This is a genomic window from Methylomonas sp. 11b (genome assembly GCF_000515215.1).
GTDB lineage: Bacteria > Pseudomonadota > Gammaproteobacteria > Methylococcales > Methylomonadaceae > Methylomonas.
This window is the reverse complement of sequence record NZ_KI911557.1, coordinates 68,923-87,182: the sequence shown is the minus strand read 5'-3', so window position 1 is coordinate 87,182 and position 18,260 is coordinate 68,923. Positions and strand designations below refer to the sequence as shown.

At 50.9% G+C, this 18,260-nt stretch carries 21 protein-coding genes and 1 tRNA gene; 19 read left to right on the top strand and 3 right to left on the bottom strand.

Translation table 11 applies throughout. The features are described 5' to 3' along the window. Window positions 1–120: 120 nt before the first annotated feature. From bet to METH11B_RS0100400, 9 genes are all read left to right on the top strand, one after another. On the top strand, window positions 121–1,176 hold the full coding sequence (gene bet, locus METH11B_RS0100440) for a phage recombination protein Bet (RefSeq protein ID WP_026600261.1): 1,056 nt from the start codon (window positions 121–123) through the stop codon (window positions 1,174–1,176). Between the two features lie 175 nt (window positions 1,177–1,351). Beyond that, a complete protein-coding gene (locus tag METH11B_RS0100435) occupies window positions 1,352–1,687 on the top strand; it encodes a hypothetical protein (protein WP_026600260.1) in 336 nt (111 codons plus the stop codon). Continuing rightward, a complete protein-coding gene (locus METH11B_RS0100430; RefSeq protein ID WP_026600259.1) occupies window positions 1,684–2,685 on the top strand; it encodes a YqaJ viral recombinase family nuclease in 1,002 nt (333 codons plus the stop codon). Before METH11B_RS0100435 ends, METH11B_RS0100430 begins: the two co-directional genes overlap by 4 nt. 342 nt (window positions 2,686–3,027) lie before the next feature. Further along, window positions 3,028–3,240 (top strand): hypothetical protein, encoded by a 213-nt coding sequence (locus METH11B_RS0100425; RefSeq protein WP_026600258.1) that lies wholly within the window; start codon window positions 3,028–3,030, stop codon window positions 3,238–3,240. Between the two features lie 109 nt (window positions 3,241–3,349). Then, the gene (locus METH11B_RS0100420; RefSeq protein ID WP_026600257.1) at window positions 3,350–4,291 is read left to right on the top strand and encodes an AAA family ATPase; all 942 of its coding nucleotides are present in this window, start codon (window positions 3,350–3,352) and stop codon (window positions 4,289–4,291) included. A gap of 2 nt (window positions 4,292–4,293) precedes the next feature. Continuing rightward, the gene (locus tag METH11B_RS0100415; protein WP_026600256.1) at window positions 4,294–5,061 is read left to right on the top strand and encodes a hypothetical protein; all 768 of its coding nucleotides are present in this window, start codon (window positions 4,294–4,296) and stop codon (window positions 5,059–5,061) included. A gap of 83 nt (window positions 5,062–5,144) precedes the next feature. Next, entirely contained in the window at window positions 5,145–6,209 is a 1,065-nt protein-coding gene (locus tag METH11B_RS0100410; RefSeq protein ID WP_026600255.1) for a DUF3150 domain-containing protein, read from the top strand. 210 nt (window positions 6,210–6,419) lie between these two features. Next, complete coding sequence (locus tag METH11B_RS0100405) at window positions 6,420–8,177, top strand: VWA domain-containing protein (protein ID WP_026600254.1); 1,758 nt, start codon at window positions 6,420–6,422, stop codon at window positions 8,175–8,177. 341 nt (window positions 8,178–8,518) lie between these two features. Then, entirely contained in the window at window positions 8,519–9,055 is a 537-nt protein-coding gene (locus tag METH11B_RS0100400) for a hypothetical protein (RefSeq protein WP_026600253.1), read from the top strand. Here the strand turns inward: METH11B_RS0100400 and METH11B_RS25875 are convergent. Then, a complete protein-coding gene (locus tag METH11B_RS25875) occupies window positions 9,033–9,410 on the bottom strand; it encodes a hypothetical protein (protein WP_036275503.1) in 378 nt (125 codons plus the stop codon). The two genes, METH11B_RS0100400 and METH11B_RS25875, sit on opposite strands and share 23 nt — an antisense overlap. Before the next feature lie 164 nt (window positions 9,411–9,574). Between METH11B_RS25875 and METH11B_RS0100390 the strand changes: the two genes are divergently transcribed. From METH11B_RS0100390 to METH11B_RS0100345, 10 genes are all read left to right on the top strand, one after another. Then, a complete protein-coding gene (locus tag METH11B_RS0100390) occupies window positions 9,575–9,859 on the top strand; it encodes a hypothetical protein (protein WP_026600251.1) in 285 nt (94 codons plus the stop codon). Between the two features lie 152 nt (window positions 9,860–10,011). After that, window positions 10,012–10,509 carry a hypothetical protein gene (locus METH11B_RS0100385; protein ID WP_036276489.1) on the top strand — a complete coding sequence of 166 codons (498 nt, stop codon included), beginning with the start codon at window positions 10,012–10,014 and terminating at the stop codon, window positions 10,507–10,509. A gap of 115 nt (window positions 10,510–10,624) precedes the next feature. Further along, window positions 10,625–12,388, top strand: a complete 1,764-nt coding sequence (locus METH11B_RS0100380; protein WP_026600249.1) for a DUF4942 domain-containing protein — start codon at window positions 10,625–10,627, stop codon at window positions 12,386–12,388. Window positions 12,389–12,706: 318 nt separating this feature from the next. After that, window positions 12,707–13,180, top strand: a complete 474-nt coding sequence (radC, locus tag METH11B_RS0100375) for a RadC family protein (protein WP_026600248.1) — start codon at window positions 12,707–12,709, stop codon at window positions 13,178–13,180. Between the two features lie 322 nt (window positions 13,181–13,502). Next, complete coding sequence (locus METH11B_RS0100370) at window positions 13,503–13,784, top strand: flagellar transcriptional regulator FlhD (RefSeq protein ID WP_026600247.1); 282 nt, start codon at window positions 13,503–13,505, stop codon at window positions 13,782–13,784. Continuing rightward, window positions 13,785–14,411 carry a FlhC family transcriptional regulator gene (locus tag METH11B_RS0100365; RefSeq protein ID WP_026600246.1) on the top strand — a complete coding sequence of 209 codons (627 nt, stop codon included), beginning with the start codon at window positions 13,785–13,787 and terminating at the stop codon, window positions 14,409–14,411. A 20-nt stretch (window positions 14,412–14,431) separates the two neighbouring features. After that, entirely contained in the window at window positions 14,432–15,019 is a 588-nt protein-coding gene (locus METH11B_RS0100360; RefSeq protein ID WP_026600245.1) for an STAS-like domain-containing protein, read from the top strand. Between the two features lie 10 nt (window positions 15,020–15,029). Beyond that, window positions 15,030–15,503 (top strand): FlhC family transcriptional regulator, encoded by a 474-nt coding sequence (locus METH11B_RS0100355; RefSeq protein ID WP_026600244.1) that lies wholly within the window; start codon window positions 15,030–15,032, stop codon window positions 15,501–15,503. Window positions 15,504–15,715: 212 nt separating this feature from the next. Continuing rightward, window positions 15,716–16,030, top strand: a complete 315-nt coding sequence (locus METH11B_RS28945) for a helix-turn-helix domain-containing protein (protein WP_155931195.1) — start codon at window positions 15,716–15,718, stop codon at window positions 16,028–16,030. After that, complete coding sequence (locus tag METH11B_RS0100345) at window positions 15,919–16,947, top strand: tyrosine-type recombinase/integrase (RefSeq protein WP_036275499.1); 1,029 nt, start codon at window positions 15,919–15,921, stop codon at window positions 16,945–16,947. The genes METH11B_RS28945 and METH11B_RS0100345 overlap by 112 nt, the downstream gene beginning before the upstream one ends. A gap of 14 nt (window positions 16,948–16,961) precedes the next feature. On the opposite strand, the gene METH11B_RS0100340 is transcribed toward METH11B_RS0100345, so the two are convergent. After that, window positions 16,962–17,039, bottom strand: a tRNA-Met gene (locus METH11B_RS0100340). A 52-nt stretch (window positions 17,040–17,091) separates the two neighbouring features. After that, window positions 17,092–18,183: a redox-regulated ATPase YchF gene (gene ychF / locus METH11B_RS0100335; RefSeq protein ID WP_020481911.1), complete on the bottom strand. Its 1,092-nt coding sequence runs from the start codon at window positions 18,181–18,183 to the stop codon at window positions 17,092–17,094. Window positions 18,184–18,260 lie beyond the last annotated feature (77 nt).

Below are 18,260 nucleotides of genomic sequence, written 5' to 3'. Positions count from 1 at the left end.
AAGCGCGGGTAAATTTTAACGTACTGCCGACCCGTTTTTGCGGTGACGGCTTTTCAACCCAAAGGGGACGACTATCCCCGTTGGGGCCATGGCGTTCTCATTTTGATAAGGAGACCCACCATGAGCAATCAAAATCGAAACTATCAACCTAAGTCGCGCGACTTACCCATGCCGATGGCAGCCCAGCAAGGCTATGGTATTTCGGAGCAGTCATGGAAGGTATTGACGGAAGTGACATTCCCCACGGCGAAAACCCCGGAAGCCATCCTGATGGCGCTGGATTATTGCAAGGCCCGCAAGCTCGACATCTTCAAAAAACCGGTGCATATCGTACCGATGTGGAGTGCCGCTTTAGGCCGCAATGTCGAAACCGTCTGGCCGTCCATCATGGAAATTCAGACTACCGCATCCCGAACCGGTGTTTGGGCCGGCATGGACAGACCCGTCTGGGGTCCTGATATCACCAAAACCTTTACCGGTCGCTACAAGGACGACAACGAGCAATGGCAGGAATCCAGTGTCACCGTGACCTTTCCCGAATGGGTGGCGGTTACTGTGTACCGGATCGTCGCCGGCAAACGTTGCGCCTTTACCGAGGAAGTCTACTGGCTGGAGGCTTATAGCTCGGCCGGTGGTAAACACTCGCAAGTGCCAACCGCCATGTGGATCAAACGCCCTAAGGGGCAATTATCCAAATGCGGTAAAGCGGCGTCGCTCAGGGCAGCCTTTCCGGAGGAATGCGGTTATGCCGCCGAGGAAATGGATGGCAAAACCCTTGACGATATTGCCGACGGTAGCGTGATCGATGGTAGTGCCACAGTTTTGAATGCAGCAGAGGTTGGCAGTGACGATCACGATTTTGGGGGCGATGCTGGCGTTGATGCAAATCGTGTCATCGATCTGTCGCAAATCCATCCCAAGGTGCAAAAAGCGGTCGCTGAACTGGTTAGACGTACTGCGGCGGCAGGAGCCTGGAAAGCCGCCTACGACTATGCCCATCAGAAGTTCAGAGGTATCGATCTGACGTTTGCCTTGGCCGAGTTGGACAAGGTCTCTGAGGTCGAACCCAGGACCACACCGGTATTGGAACAATCTGAAGCGACGGCCATGCCGCCATTGACAGCGAAGGACATGGCTATGACGCAGGCGCGTCAGGCTTTGGGCGCCAACCGTTAGTCATTTCACTGTATAGGGCTGTCCTGTTGCTTAATCACGCAATCGGCTAGGCCATTTTCATACTGATGTGTGCTGGATTTCAGCATCCGTCACATTCAACTACCACCCCTTCAGGGCGTCATGACTCGCCCGTGTGGGGATTCATGATGCTCTGAGTTTTAGTTAAGGAGAGATCATGAATGCAATCGATCAATCGTTAAATCGGCTGCCCTGTCATACCGACTGGCGGCGTTACGACTCACCCACGGTGATTCGCCGACATGGGCGCGGCTTTTTAGAACGCAGTTTTAAACCGGGTGTAGCCGTGGCAGAGGTCGACAAACCCTCCAAAGCGGAATTACACCATTTGGTGGAAAGTTTTGGCGGCTTGGTATTGCCAACTGCGGATGCCGTGTTGTTGCTATTTGCCGATTTCCATTGGGCCAAGCGCTGTGAACAGCATTTAACCCAACGCGGCGTGCCTTCGTTGCGGTTAGGCTGCCACATTCAGTTGCCGGATGCCTGGCAATGAACGTCGTCGACGTTTCGCAACGGTCCACCGCATGGCGGCACTGGCGTTCACAAGGCGTCAGTGCCAGTGAAGCGGCCATCGTCATGAACCGCTCGCCTTACAAAACCCCTTGGCGGCTCTGGGCTGAAAAAATCGGCCTGGTACTGGAAGCCAGCCTGGACAACAACCCCTTGATCCGCGCCGGGATCCAGCAGGAGCCCGAGGCTTTGCAACGCTTCGAGGATAAACACGAGCTGATGTTGTTGCCGCTGTGCGGCGAGTCGGAACAGTACCCCTTGATGCGGGCATCGTTCGACGGCTTGTCCGACGCGAATGAGCCCGTGGAAATCAAATGTCCGCACCAGACCACGTTTCTGGATGTGCTGTTGAATCGGGAAGCGTCCGAGGCCTATCAACTGTATTGGTGCCAGGTGCAACAGCAACTGCTGGTGTCCGAAGCACAGCGCGGCTTTTTGTTTTTCTATCACCAAGGCCAGGACATCGAGTTTGAAATTCAGCGCGATGAGATCTTTCTCACCGAGTTAGTCGCTGTCGCGATGGATTTCTGGTCGGCGGTCAAGTCCAAAAAGGAGCCACCTAAGGATCCCGAACTTGATTTGTATTTGCCCAAAGGTGATGCGGAGCAGCAATGGCAACAACTGGCGGCGAGTTATCGCAACCGTGCCGTGAAAATTGCGGATTTGAAAGCGGAGCTAACCACCTTGGAGGCTAATCAGGCGGCCATTGAAAACACGTTGGTGTTGCTGATGGGTGATTACGTGGCCGCAGAGCATTCCGGGTTGCGGATCAGCCGTTTTCAAAGCCAGGGTGCCATCGATTACAAGGCTGCACTTCAAACCTTGCAACCGGATGTTCAGGCTTCGGCGCTGGAACTCTATCGAAAACCGTCTGCCACGAGAGTCCGTGTGACCTGTCGGGATGACGACGGTAAACATGCTGAAGTACCGTTCGATGCCCAAGCCTTGAAAGACCTAGCGGGTGTGGACTTTTGGTTTTGAGGGGTCGTTTCAAGACATCCTGTAACCCTGGTGGTTACGGGATGTTCATTGATTGACGACCGGCCAAGATAGTTGACGCCGGACACCTCATGAAATCCTTCAGTTTAGGCATGTCGGTTTTAGGCTGGGCTTTTAAAAAAGTCCAACCCAAAACCCGCATCGTTCAGGCATTCCCTTCGTGGAATCCCGAATCCGGTTTCGACCGGCGTTCCGTTATTAAGCGGCATGAGCGTTTGCCTCGTGTGCCAGGTGCGTCAAGCCTGGTGTGTTTAGTTTGTCCCGTTGGGGTTCATCACCCTCACGGGACCCGATGACCCCTTTTGATGATTGAAGGAGGTCATTATGAATCACGACTTTTGGAAAACCTTGCACGGCTGGTTGAACGTTGCGCATAGCGACGACATTCAGGCCAAAAAGCGGTTGCTGCTGGAGATGCATCGTCAAATCTCGGACCCCGGTTTGAGAAGCGACATTCAGCGCATCCTGCGCTTGATGGATCGGGAGCTGTTGGCCCGCGCCGAATGGGCGATGTACTGCGTCATGCAGCTACGTTAATTTCTTTATCTACCCTGTTTTGCCAGGGTTTTAACACCCGTTGGGGCTCATTACCCCTCGGGGCGGTGCGCCCCTTGTTTTTCTGAGGCTAGCCCTCGAGGAGCTCACCATGTACCAACACTATTCCATTGCCGACACGTTCGGCATTCCGGCCCCTGCTTCCATGAAAGTGGAAGGCTTTGCCCTCGGACAAAATACCTATGTACCGGCGCAAAAACCCTATGTGTTTCGCAAGGATCACTTACGCGATGTGTTGGCGTTTTTAGGCGCACACAATGGCGACGGCTTATACCTGACCGGCCCCACCGGTTCCGGTAAAACCTCGTTGTTGGAGCAAGTTGCGGCGCGTCTCCATTGGGGCGTGCATTCGGTCACCGGTCACGGTCGATTGGAACTCAATGACCTGCTAGGCCAGTACATGCTGGTCGACGGCGGCGCGATGAAGTGGATCGACGGTCCGTTGACCCTGGCAGTCCGCCTGGGTCATGTATTGTTGATCAACGAAATCGATGCCATCGATCCTGCCGAGCTGATTGGCTTGAATGAAATTGTTGAAGGCAAGCCGTTGACGATTCCACAGACCGGCGACGTGATTGTCCCGCATCCGAAGTTTCGTTTGGTGGCCACCGGCAATAGTGCTGGGTCTGGCGATCAGTCGGGCTTGTACCAAGGGGTGTTGCGGCAGAACCTCGCGTTTCTAGATCGTTTTAGGCTGATGGAAGTTGGTTACCCCGAACCCGAAGACGAAATGAAACTGTTGGCCGATGTAGTGCCGAGTATGCCGGAAACGGTACGCGAAAGCATGATCAAAGTCGCCAATCAGATTCGTAAAGTCTTTATCGGCGGTGCGGATGGCAGTGGCATGTTGTCGGTGACCTTATCCACGCGCGGTTTAGTGCGTTGGGCGTCATTGGTAGCCACCTTCAAAAGTGCGCCGAATGCCTTGGCGTATTCCTTGGACAGGGCCTTGACCTTTCGAGCTGAACCCGCCGAACGCGAAGCGATTCATCGCATCGCCAAAGATGTGTTTGGCGATGACTGGCAGATCTAGTCATGGCTGCCTGGAATCTCTATCGTCATCGTAATACTGACGGCAGTTTCAAAGACTGGGCGGTTACCACCCATGCTGACGGCTCGATCTCGACGCGTTGGGGCAAGACAGCTTCTCGTCTGCCGAGCATCAATACGCGAACGGGAATACGCCAGCACGATATCGAACAGCAAAAACAGGCCAAGGGCTATGTGTTTGTGGCCGTGGTGGACATTGACGGTGACGGCAATGTGGTGTTTCCGGGTAAGACTTCGGCAACTCAATCACAAGTGCCAGAGCCTGATTCAAATCCAGAGCCCATGCTAACGCCGCCAGTTGAGTCGCTGTATTGGACCATTGATTGCCATGCCAAGCAGGCGGTTCGAGTGGACTTGGGTATCGAGGTCAGGCGACTGATCGGAGTTATTCAATCCGTATCGGATCAGCACTCTAAGCCTGAAAAAGACTGGGATGGCTGGCAACAGTGGATTGATGCCACCCTCAATGCCGAAATCTTTGATCTGAGCGGCCAGATTAAATCAGCGCATGGCATTCTGCCTTGGTTGTTTTTACTGGCATTGAAAGCAAAAGGCTTTAAAGGCGTGGACATTGATATTGCCACCGAAACCGCCCGAGATCTCTCGGTCGATCTGAAAGCTGAACAGGACGTGCTGGCATTTTTCGGCACTGATCTGGACAGCATTCGGGACACCGCAGAAGTCTTAGGTTTGCTCAAACCCCGCTTAAATCTGGCAGCGGCCATGTCCGACAAGGACGACTGCTGGTTTTAACCGGTTTGTTATTTTCATTTAACCCTACAGGGGCACATCGACCCCAGCGGGGATGGGTGTGCCTCTCATTTTAGGAGGTTCCCATGTCTCATGAAACGCAAATCATCTTAGACCGCGTGGTCTTGGTAAAAGTGGATGCCAATATTTACGGCGCCCGCAAGAAACTGAAAAAAGAAGACCTGGTGCTGGCCGATGGTAGCAAATTGCCGCCGGAGGACTTAGCCAGTTTAGGGTCTAAACGTTTGCTCGATCCGGACAAGCTGACGGTGTTCAACCGTCTGAAGAAGGAAGCCGAACGCATTTGTCTGCGCGTCGGTACCCGCTTTCTGGGTGGCTTTGCCGTGCCGGTTGAATCGGCCGCCAGTATTACCGCGGAACTTGAGCGTATCGGGCTGGATTTTGCTGCGGCTAAAACCGAGTTTATTGCCGGTTACGATGCGGCGGTGACGGACTGGGTGGTTCGCCATCCGGAATTTGCCGGCATCATCGAGCAAGCTGTGGATTCAGTGGAGTTTGTCTCGACGCGCTTGTCATTTGATTTTCTGGTGGTCAGTGTCGGGTTACCCGATAGCTTGCCGCCGGCGGACATCGCACGACTGGAAAGCAAAATCGGTTCTCTCAGTGAGCAGATGTTCTATGAAATTTCCGTGGAAGCCAACCATCTCATCGAGCAGTCGTTGCTGGGCAAACAACAAGTCACCCGCAGCGCGTTACGGCCGATTCGCCGCATGCGGGACAAGCTCGATGGGCTAGGTTTTCTGGATCATCGGGTCGCGCCGGTCGTCAGCACCATTGACGATCTGTTGGCGAGAATCCCCACCAAAGGCGCCATTGAAGGCAGCATTTTGCAGGAGATTCTGGCGACAGCCATGCTGTTGTCCGATCCGGATAAAACCCGTCGGCACGGTGAAGGATTGTTGGCGACTCAACTGCCTGTTGTTGATGAAACTGAAGAAGTCATCGAATACGCGGAGTCCGAGCCACCAGCAGTACTCGTCGTGCCAACAGAACCGACACCCGTCATCGCTGAAACCGCTGCAGACAGCCCCGATTTTACTGATCTGTTTGACGGCATCTTTGACGATGAACTCGAACCGGAATCGGCATCGGATGACTGGGCGCTTGAGGTCTTGCTGGATAAAAGCTAGGCCAAACTGGAAACCGGTAACTTTGCAGATGAATCCAACCACTCGGAGCATTCAGCAGAACCTGAAACGGTGACTGCAGGAAGCAATGACGAGGAGGATGATTCTGACCAGGATTACTGGTTCTAATCTGACGCCATTTAACACTTCACCCAATGGGGCAAATTCATGTCCCTCTGGGGCCGTGGTTTGCCCTGACTTTTGGAGCACACCATGAAAAATAGAACATTACACAACGCATTCCCCATCGTTGCGGCAGCCATTGGCAATCGCTTTGGCGTCAAAGTCAGAGTCGGCGGTGATAAAGCCGAAACCGATGGTCAAACCATTTGGCTGCCAGCCTATGAGGGCGACGATCCAGATTATCAGGATGTCGCCTGGGGCCTTTTAGCCCACGAAGCCGCGCATATTCGTTATTCGGATTTTACGTTGCGCTTTGGACATTCGGTATTGCGCCGGCGCTTATGTAATGCCATCGAAGATGTTCGCATTGAGCACGAACTGGCCAAGGACTTTCCAGGTACCCGGCTGACCATTCGCACCATGATTGAAAAGATGATTGCCAAAGGCGACTTTGTGGCCAACAGCATTGATGATCATCCGGCTAATATTCTGTACGGCTTCGTGTTGAAATATTTGCGGACCAAGGTGTTGGGTCAATCGGCGTTATTGCCATTGGTCGAGCAAACCGAAGCGGCATTGAAAGCAACGTTTCCGAAAGGTGCGGTAACGCGCCTGAAAGGCTTGCTATCCGAAGTGCCGGAGGGCTTGCAATCGGAGAGTGATTGCCTGCAATTGACCGATCGCATCCTGACCATGATTGAAGATGAGTTCGAGCAACAACGGCAGCAGAACCAAGCACAGCCATCGGCAGATGAGGAAAACACGCCTGAGCCGGATGACATGGAGCCCGATGAACGATTGCCCAACGACATTGACGAAAATCCGTCTTCAGAATCGGCGGGTAACGATGATTCGACTCCCAAAAATTCTGACGATGAACCGGCAACGCCATCCGACAGATCTACATCCAACCCACAAGGCGAAGATGAAGAAAACGCGGAAATTGCAGATCCGATGGGCGTCTTGCAAACTCTGTTGTCCGCTGGTGACAGTGATATCGAGCTGGATGTGTTTGAATCGCTGAAATCGGCCTTGTCGTTGGCGGCGGAAAATGTATCGGAATTGCTGATGCCCAGTGGCCTAGAGCCGCCCATGGACGAGCGGGCCGGTGCGTTTTTACTGCGCAAGGTGCAAGACGAATCGGGAAAAATCCGTGCTGCTTTGCAAGGCTTGGTGCAATCGCAAACCTTAAACCGGTCGCAACATGCGTGTCGTGGACGGCGGCTGGATGGCAAGCGTTTACACCGTTTACCACTGGGCGAAACTAAGCTGTTTCAGCGTAAAGAGACCAAAGCGGCACCCAATACGGCGATCCATCTGTTACTCGATAAATCCGAAAGCATGGGGTATCAGGTGACCGATAGCCAAGGCCAACCGATGGGATCGCGAATGCCGATTGCGTTGGAAGCCACTTTGGCATTGGCCTTGGCATTCGAAGGCATTCCGGGAGTCAATCCTGGCGTCACAGCGTTTCCAGGCCATCACGACGATTCGGTGTTCCGATTACTGGAACATGGCCAACGCGTGAATGCCCGAACTGGCGCCTTTTCGCTAGCCGCCACCGGCAGTACGCCGATGACGGAAGCGATCTGGTTTGCTGCGGCGTCACTACTGCGTTGCCGGGAACCGCGCAAGGTATTGATGGTGATAACCGATGGACAACCCAACGAGTCACTGAGCACGCTGGAACTGTTACAGCGTTGCCGTGATAGTGATATTGAAACGGTCGGTGTAGGCTTGGGATTGGATGTCAGCCATCTATTCCCGATTGCCATCACCATTAACGACCTTTCAGAGCTGAGAGCGCAATTGTTTGAACTCTCGAAATCGTTGTTGTTGGCGGCCTAAGCCCAGTCAATTATTCGTAGTCCAATCCTTGGCTAAAGCCTTGGATTGTGGCTACGGGTAGCTGATTGAATCCGCAGTTTGTCGAATGCACTTACTTCCAGGAGCCCATTTGACAAACAGACATTTCATGCGTTCTTTGATGAATGCTGAATCCGACTTTGGTCGGCGTTCCGTCTTTAGGCGGCGAGCACGTTAAACCGTGATCGTGTCGGGTGCGTTAAGCCCGATGTAAATCGCAGTGGATCTACCCACTGCAAATCAAAACCCACTTCGGGCGACCATCGCCCGGCCGGGTGCTGTTCATTCGAAGTGTTTTCTTAAATTTTTAAAGGAGAACTTCAATGAACTTTATTATCGGGATCATTATTTTGGCGATGTTCATCCTCGCCTTGCGGGTGATTTGGGCAACGGCGTTGCAACTGCTTGGTGCGTTGAAAAATGCGGCTCAAATGTTGCGCAGTTATCAAAGCAAGCGCCAAGCACGACATCGGCTACCGGTCATCATGCCACGTAGTCGCGATGACATGGATTGGCTGGCGATATCGGATTCGGTGCGTCAGGAAATTCAGAGTCGTAATCGTGAAACAAATCGCGAGTTGGAGCGATTGGAAATTCAATATCGAGCCAAACAGAAAACAATCAAACTCTACGAGGCGGATATTGAAATCGCCAAACTAGAGCGGGAGCTATTGAAAATCAAACCGATGACTGTTGCGGTCGAAATCAAGCCTAAACCGCGTCGGCGTACAAAAAAAGCGATCGGGCCAGCCATTGTGGACGATAAGTCCGCTAAAACTGCTCAACAAGTATTTCAATTGCGGGAAGCGCTGAAAGGTAACGCCAACGCGTTAACGATTAATCAGCAAGCCCGCCATTGAATACCCGCAACGTGGTTCCGGTTGCCGTATTGATATGGCGAACTGGGATCGCGTGTTGATTCGATTCATCGGCTAATACCCAGCTGCCTTCGGGCAATAGCGATAACAAATCGTTCTGGGTTTCCCGGCGAATTTGTCGAATCTTGTTTAGAAACGGCCAAGCTTGCTCTGGATTATCAACCCGCTTGAGCACGTCGGCTTCTAAAACATCCAATTTTTGGAAAATTTGTTGGCAATGTCGAACGACTTTCAATGGTTCATCGACCGGAATCGCCATCGGTTTTCGCCTTGGATACGGCTCCTCCGTCCGCTTAGGACTGAGGAAATCAAAAATGCGCAAAATATCGTCAAACATGGTTATTTCTCTGCTTTTTAATGAGTTTTAGCCACCATATACCGATTTTTGTGTGAATTCAACCCCGCTGTGCGAGCCTATTTTCGGCTTTGAGCAGCGTTTTTTACCTGCAGGAACACCATCCTGCCGGGTGGTCGTTCCTGCATTTTTAGGAGGACATGACCATGAAAACAATCAACCTATCCAGCAGTGGCACAACCCCTGCCGAAAACAGCGCGGTTCGCTATCTGAATCAGTACCGCTGCCCTTACTGCCAGACCGAATGGGAGGATGTTTGGGATTGCGGCTGTAACGATCGCTGTCCGGACTGCAACAAGGAAATCGAGCCTTATGAAAGCGGATTGATCGCGGGTGACTCGGCGGAAACCGAGTTGCCGTACGATGGACCGTCCTTAGCCAATGCCATGCCGGAAGTCTTAGGAAAACCTGCGCTGGAAATCCAATCCTGAAAACTGCGCGATGAAATTTTTATGCGCACACTTTGTAAAAGCCTGAGTTAGCCAAGTCACTGGATCGGCGCTCAGTGTTATCCACCCACACGGGAATATCCTATTCCCGCTGGGGAATCGTGATGTTTCCGTATTTCATTGAGGACAACATCATGAATCAAATCTTTGAACACACCTTTAGCACGGGTCATTGCATCCACTATCAGCGTTTGCCATCCGGCACCTGTTACCACGCCGATACACCGGAGCCGGTGGTTGAGTTGTTGGAACAGCTTCGCCATAGCCGACGCAAAATTCGGCTGTATTACGGCGATATCCAAACCGGGCAGTCCTGGCACGATGAACACGATGTCATCGGCTGGATCGGCCGCTCTATGGGATCCATCAAAGTCCCATTGCTGATCGAACCCGGCGAGATCGGTGGTCCAGCATTACTGGATCAGTGCATCGTTCGCATTGATAGTCCTCGCCAAGTGCTTTACCAACACGATGATTTTCGGGTTGGCGAGGTGGAATTGGTTAGAGGTGAGCTTAACCGCTTGCCGTGGGAAATCTGGATCGACGGGAGCGTGCATGCCCGGTTCAAAGTAAAAACCGAAGCCCGGCAGTATCAGGACTTCATTGAAGGCAAGCGGTTCGCGTTGATCTGACGCACCGTTTTGATTTTGACACTCGGTTAAGCCGAGTTTTTTCACACTACCCCTGCGGGATGATTCTATCCCGCCAGGGATACATCGGTCGCCAGGGGTCTTATCGGAGAAGACCATGACAGACCCTTATCAATATTACCCCACACCAGAAGCACTGAGTCGTAAAGCTTGGGCGATGTTCAAGAACCAGCAATTCGCTCGGGTATTGGAGCCTTCAGCAGGCGAAGGACATTTGCTACGTCCAGGACCCTACCAGTACGGTAAACGTTTGCCGATCGATTGCATTGAAATCGATATACGCAAGCACGCGGTTCTGCGCGATGAAGGTTATGCGGTGGTGGGGATGGATTTTCTGCAGTTTCAAAGCGGCAGTGTCTATTCTCACATCATCATGAATCCCCCGTTTGCCGAAGGCGCCAAACATGTGTTGAAGGCTTGGGAGATATTGTTTGACGGTGAAATCGTCGCCATTCTCAATGCCGAAACCTTGCGCAATCCGTTTTCGAAAGAACGCCAGCTGTTATTGCGTTTAATTGAGCAGCATGGCGAGGTCGAGTTTCTGCAAGAAATGTTCGCCGGCGAGGAAGCCGAACGCAAAACGCCGGTCGATGTGGCCCTGGTCTGGTTGAAAAAAACTTCGACGTTCGAACAGGACATCCTCGGCAGTATTCTGGACGATTTGCGCCAGGATCGCCGGGAGGCCGACGATGTGGCGGGCGAGTTTCAATTGCCCCATGAGTTGGCCTTGCCGAATGCCTTCATCGATAACGCGGTGTTGATGTTCAATGCCGCGGTCGAAGCCGCGCGACGGGCCGTGGTCAGTGAAGCGCGTGCCAGCCGTTATCGGACCATGCTGGGTAAAACCCTTGGTGAATTGAACGGTGGCGGCATCAGCAGTGAAGACGAGTCGTCTTCGGATGCGGTGAAGCGAACGCTGTTCAAACGCTATCACGATCTGAAGAATCGGGCATGGGCCAGCATTTTACGCTCTACGCAAGTGACTTCACGCTTGTCATCGACGGCGCAGAAACGCTTGGAGTCGGATTTTGAAGCGGTGAAGTCCTTGGAATTTACCGTGCCGAATATCTACGGCTTTTTGCAAGGCATCATCGATCAGCAAGGTGAAATTCAATTGAGCATGGTGTGCGATGTGTTTGATCTGATCACCCGCTATTACAGTGAAAATGCGGTGTTTTACATGGGCTGGAAAAGCAATGACAAACATCGCACCTTGGGCATGCGGATCAAAACCACTCGATTCGTTCTACCAGGGCACAAAGTTGAGTCGTACCACAATAGCCTGAACTGGGAGTCAGAACGTCTGCTAGCGGATTTCGACAAGGTGTTTGCCTTGCTCGATGGTAAGACCGAAGCGGACGTGAGTTTGGTGTCGGTGTTTCGGCAGCATTTTCACGCGCTTCGGGTCGGCAAGCGGATCGGCGGCAGTTATTTTGACGTTCGCTATTATCCGGGCGTTGGCACCATTCACTTTTTTCCGAAGAGCAAAACCTTGATCGACCGGATGAATCGTTGGGTTGGCCGCCAGCGCCGCTGGTTGCCACCGGTGGAAAGCCAAGCCGGACAAGGTTTCTGGCAGCAGTTCGAACAGGCAGAGACCTTAGATCGGGCGTTTCACACCGAAGTGAACAAGCAGTGTCCACGCAGTAGCCGGCATGTCCATTTCGATCCCTTTTGGGCGATCAAGCACGGCGGCGAGTCGGAACGGGAAAAAGGCCATCGTCTGTTAACCCAGGCGATGAGCACGGTACTTGCCAGCCGAGGCATTGATCCCGATGCGGTATTGGAAAACGAACCATCCAGCTTGCTGGAATGGGCCGAGGCTCTACCATCGGATACAGTCCTGGCTTTGGCATCGTAATACGGTGTTATACAGGTCTTTAATTTAACCACTGGCCTAGCCAGTATTACCCGCCTCGGGGAGATGATCCGTTCTCCCCGTCGGGGTTGGACTGTGTCGTGTCCTCGGGGCTTTTTTATTCGAGGAAACCAATTCCCAAACACCTGACGCAAGAGAGGCGTCAACTTAAGTTTTATTAGCGAAGGATGCTTCAGCGGACGGCCAACGTTTGCGGGCATCGCTGACAACGCTTTGCACATTTTTGACAACCCTTCCGGAGAAAGTCCACCCCGGAAGGGGACGGCTTTCTCCACATTTTAAGATTACCGGAGAAAGCCCATGTTATACATTCGAGGAACCAATAATCGTTACCGTATGGCCGATGAACAGGATGTCATCTTGGAGGCCATACAGATCTACAACCGCACGTTCAGTCGAGGCGAAGCCTTGACCAGTCCGGACAAGGCGAAGGACTGTATTAAATTGAAATTGGCGCCGTATGAGCACGAAGTATTTCTGTGTCTGTTCTTGGACAATCAACATCGGGTCATCGCTTGCGATGAATTATTCCGGGGTACGATTGATGGCGCTAGCGTGTATCCGCGCGAAGTGGTCAAAGCCGCGCTGCACTATAATTCCTCGGCTCTGATCATGGCGCATAACCACCCGTCGGGCATTAGTGATCCCAGTCAGGCCGATCGCGTGATTACAGCAAAACTTAAAGAAGCCTTGGCCTTGATTGACGTTCGCGTACTTGATCACTTCATCGTCGGCGAAACCGTGTATTCATTCGCTGAACATGGATTGTTGTGAGCTTGCTCTTAGGCAATCAAGGCTGATCTACACGACACAGAACGTGGATCTCTACCCAATAGGCTATCTAAAAATCTGATAACAGCGCCCCGTCCTTGAGACGGTGGCGCATTGCTCCATCATGAGACAATATTTGTGAAATGTTTCACAAATATCACTAACAACTTGCGTTTTATCCCGTTTTTCCCCGTCGTCCAGCCAACGCCCCGCAAAGTCTTGCGAGGAAGGTACCCCAAAACAGACCACTTTCCGTGTGAGATTTTTCCAATTGATCCCCCTAGCATATCGCCTAAAGCAAACACTTAACGTAGAGATAACGCTAATGTCGACACTGGAAGAGGATTTATCCCAACTCAATTTTGAATATCTGATGCTGGCCCGCGAGGCTGTCCGCAGCAATGCGCTGGAAGCCGCTTGGCGTTTTGGTTTGAATCAGAAACAACTCAGTATCATGGAAACACTGACACTGGAAAAGATTCGGGAATTGGCGAGTAACAGTCGGGCAATGATTCGCTTATTACCCCTAAAGACGCCACAACATATAGCGCCGTCCTTACATAGCGCATTGTTATTGCCCACTCATAACAACGGGGAGGATGCCTAAATGTACCGGTTACCCAGCGAAACTGCGTTGCCTGAATTTTTGGAAACCCTTTCCATGGCCAACAAACTCATTCTATTAGGCGCTAGGCCGCCAGTTGTTCAGCATCTGTGTGGCATTGGTCGCAAAGTGGCGATCCGCCTTTACAAGGAAGTCCATCACTGCCCCTCTAAGTCTGGCATGTTGCCTTACGATTCGTATTGGATTGCACGATCATCGATGAATGCACTACATGCTTCGATTTTCCTGGGTATGTATTCCGACTTCTCTCAACTCGTAACGCAGAAACCTGTCCACGCCACCCGATTCATGACGGCCTATGGATTGTACGGTGAGACTGTTGGGCGTGTTTTTAATGACAATAGATTAGACGTCAGCAGTGATCAAGGTAATTTCTTAGGCATCAACCGTGCCTGGCATCTTATTCAGCAGGTTAATAGCCGTGAAAGTCGACTTGTGCTGTGTGGAATCTGTCAATCCCGCCATATCGTGCTGAATACATTGCCGAAATTTTATCAACGCTGCCCAATATGTGAGGTTTGGGCTGAAAAAAACATACGCCGCCACAAGGCGTCTTGTCTTGGCTGGGAACGCACCTTAGCCTCAGATTCACGGTTATCGACATCTTAACCACCGACAAGGAGACTGTTATGTATGTCGTAATCAAACACCTCACCAAACTGAAAACACCCCAAGCCTGCCATGGCAAGCAGTTGGTGCAAAGGGCGCGAGAATGTTTTTTACGCAACGAATGCCTGACGCTGGATTTTGAAGCGGTCGAATCCATCGCCACAGGATTTTTTCAGGAAGCTATCTTCACACTACTAAACGAATTCGGGGCTGACTTCCTAAAAAGCAATTTGCGGGTGGTCAATATGACTCCTGCTGTTGAAGCCATCATGCAAGATGATTTGACCCATGTGGATGAATTTATTGAGCGATTGATGAGCCGGCAACAGGACGTGGTTGATCAAGAACTCTACGATCTGAATTTGGCTTGGCTGGTAAAGGTGCGTGCACTCGCCCGAGAGAATGCCCTACAAGCGCTGTTGATCATGGGGGTTACCGATGAAAAGTTGAGATTGGCAATGGCGAATTTGTCCATGGACGAGATGCAGTACCTAGCTCGATCAGGTTGTTTATGCTTTGCACCACGCTTTACTTCCCAATTTATTCAGGGATTTGGACAGCGCCGCTATGATCGAGTGGATTTGATCCTGGCTCTCACTGCAGGGTAAAGGGGACGTGATGTTAGTTAACTATAAGCAACATACACTGGCCCTTGAACTCATCAAGCGCAAAGCCCGTATTTCCACGATTCATGGAGAAACAACCCTTTCAATCAAATGGCTGCGAAAAGCTTATCGTGAATATCATGGGATTTCTGCGCGATCCGGTGATAACAAGCAATCGATCCACGCGCTCACGCGAACTAACAAGCAATACAAGGAGGCGACAGCCTTTGCAGTTTGTTATAGGCATGCTGAGTTAGTTGTTGAACAGGTGGAAATTTACAAAGTCATCAATGCTTTTGATGCGTTCAAAAAAATACACCCGATCAGCCAACTAGGTTTTTCCGAAACCGGTGTGATTGTTGAAGAGCTTAAAGCCAATACGATTGAGCTGACGCGATGTCCTGTTTGTAATTGCTGGAATTTGTTGCGCGCGCGCATGAATCATATTGAGCGGTGTGGCGTCTGTAAACAGCTTATAAAAGCTTAATTGACTCGCCATAAGCATATTGCATGCACACTTTAAGCTACCGGCCCATGGCAAGTATATTTCAAAAGCAATTCTGTATTTGCCATCGTTCAGTTATTTCAAACCGATATGAACGCAATCTGATGCTAGGGTTGTGGACAGCGTACGACCTGATTTTCATGGTTGTCGGCATACACATTCGCATAATCGAAAATACTAACCCAGGGATAAACATGAATACTTTAGACCTGCATAAAGCTGCCGATTTTCTTAAGATTCATCCAGTTACATTGCAGCAAAAAGCCAAGTCTGGAGAAATACCAGGCGCTAAGATTGGTAAATGCTGGGTGTTCATTGATTTGGATTTGATCGAATACATTCGTTCGAAATATACTGGACAAGGCAAGCAGGATGTAGGTCAAGGAGAAACAAGACCATGCTCTTTAAAAGAAAAGGATCAAAATATTGGCATTACAAGTTTACGATTAACGGAAAAACAATATTCAGATCTACTGGAACCGAAGACAAAACTAAAGCTCAAGAAATAGCTGACAAAACGAAGGCCAAAGCTCACGATATTATCAAAATGGGTGAAAAGCCCCGTTATATCTGGCAAAGTGCAGTAACTCGCTGGATTTCGGAATCAGAGAAAAAATCGATAGACACTGACAAGTATCACCTAAAATGGTTAAGAACTTTTCTCGATGATGTATATATCGATGAAATTAACGAGACGTTAATTGAAAAAATCATTGCTGAAAAGCTTAAGGTTGCCGGAAAAACTCGTGTGAATCGCACTACCGAGTTAATACGATCCATCCTGAATAAATCTATGAAGGAATGGAAGTGGATCGATAGCGTTCCACACATCCGGCGGTTTAAAGAAAATAATCAAAGGCTGAGATGGCTAACACCCGAGGAAGCCAGAAGGTTGCTAGATGAGTTACCAGAGCACACAAGGGCAATGGCAATCTTCACGTTGGCAACAGGTTTGCGAGAATCTAATGTCACCCAGTTGGAGTGGTCACAGATCGACATGCAAAAAAAAATAGCATGGATTTATGCTGATCAGTCAAAAAATGGGAAGGTCATTCGGGTGCCACTGAATCAGGATGCAATTGATATTTTGGCGCTCCAGATTGGAAATCATCCAGTGCGAGTATTTACTTACCGAGGCTGTCCAGTGTTAAAGGTAGGAACAAAATTCTGGCGTGAAGCATTAAAACGCGCTCAAATTGAGAATTTTACTTGGCATGGATTGAGACATACTTGGGCAAGTTGGCACGTTCAAAATGGGACACCACTGAACGTTTTGCAAGAACTGGGAGGTTGGAGTAGCTACGACATGGTGCTTAGATATGCACATCTAGCACCCGATCATCTTAACGACTACGCTAACAATGTTTCATCAATCGTTGCAAAATCGGTAGCACCCAAAAATGTAACAGTGATGAAAAAACGCTAAATTATTGATTTAAATGGTGGCGACACCGGGAATTGAACCTGGAACCTCGGGGTTATGAATCCCGCGCTCTAACCGGATTGAGCTATATCGCCACTGGGAACAGCTTTGAAAAGACGCGCATTATAGGACGCGTCTTTTCAATTGTCAAACATTGAAACGAAAGTGCATCACGTCACCATCCTGGACTTTGTACTCCTTGCCTTCCAACCGCCATTTACCGGCGTCTTTGGCTCCTTGTTCGCCGTTGTAAGCTATAAAATCCGCATAAGACACCACTTCGGCGCGGATGAACCCCTTTTCGAAATCGGAGTGAATCACGCCCGCGGCTTGCGGCGCGGTGGCGTTGACAGGAATGGTCCACGCTCTGACTTCTTTGACGCCTGCGGTGAAATAAGTCGAGAGATTCAATAGTTCGTAGCCGGCACGTACCACCCTATTCAAGCCAGGCTCTTCCAAGCCCAAGTCTTCGAGGAATTCTTTCTTTTCGTCTTCATCAAGTTGCACGATTTCGGCTTCTATGGCCGCGCAGACAGCGACAACCTTGGAGCCTTCCTTTTCGGCAAAGGCTTTGACTTTGTCCAGCATCGGGTTGTTCTCAAAACCGTCGTCTTGAACGTTGGCAACATATAGCGTGGGCTTGATCGTGATCAGGCACAGGTCCTTGATCAGTTTGGCTTCATCTTCGCTTAGACCCAAAGTACGCACGGCTTCACCGGCATTGAGATGTTCCAGCACCCGTTCGAGAACTTCCTTTCTGGCCAGCTCATCCTTGTTGCCGGACTTTGAAGCCTTTGCGGCTTTTTGCAGCGCTCTTTCGACGGAAGACATGTCGGCCAGCGCCAATTCAGTATTGATGACTTCAATATCGTTGATCGGATCGACTTTGCCGGCAACGTGAATCACGTTGTCGTCATCAAAACAGCGCACCACATGCACAACGGCATCGGTTTCGCGAATATTACCGAGAAATTGGTTGCCCAAGCCTTCGCCTTTCGACGCGCCGGCCACTAATCCGGCGATGTCGACGAACTCAATGGTGGTCGGTAATACGCGTTCAGGATTGACGATGGCCGCCAGTTTATCCATGCGCGGATCCGGTACCGGCACCACACCCACGTTTGGGTCTATGGTGCAAAAAGGATAGTTTTCAGCCGCAATGGTGGCTTTGGTCAGCGCGTTGAACAGAGTTGATTTACCGACGTTGGGCAGCCCAACGATTCCGCAATGTAGTGCCATGAATTTTATACAGAAGGATTAATTTAACAGGAGCCGGATAAACCGGAAGAGTGCGGGCGCGATTATACAGAGAATTT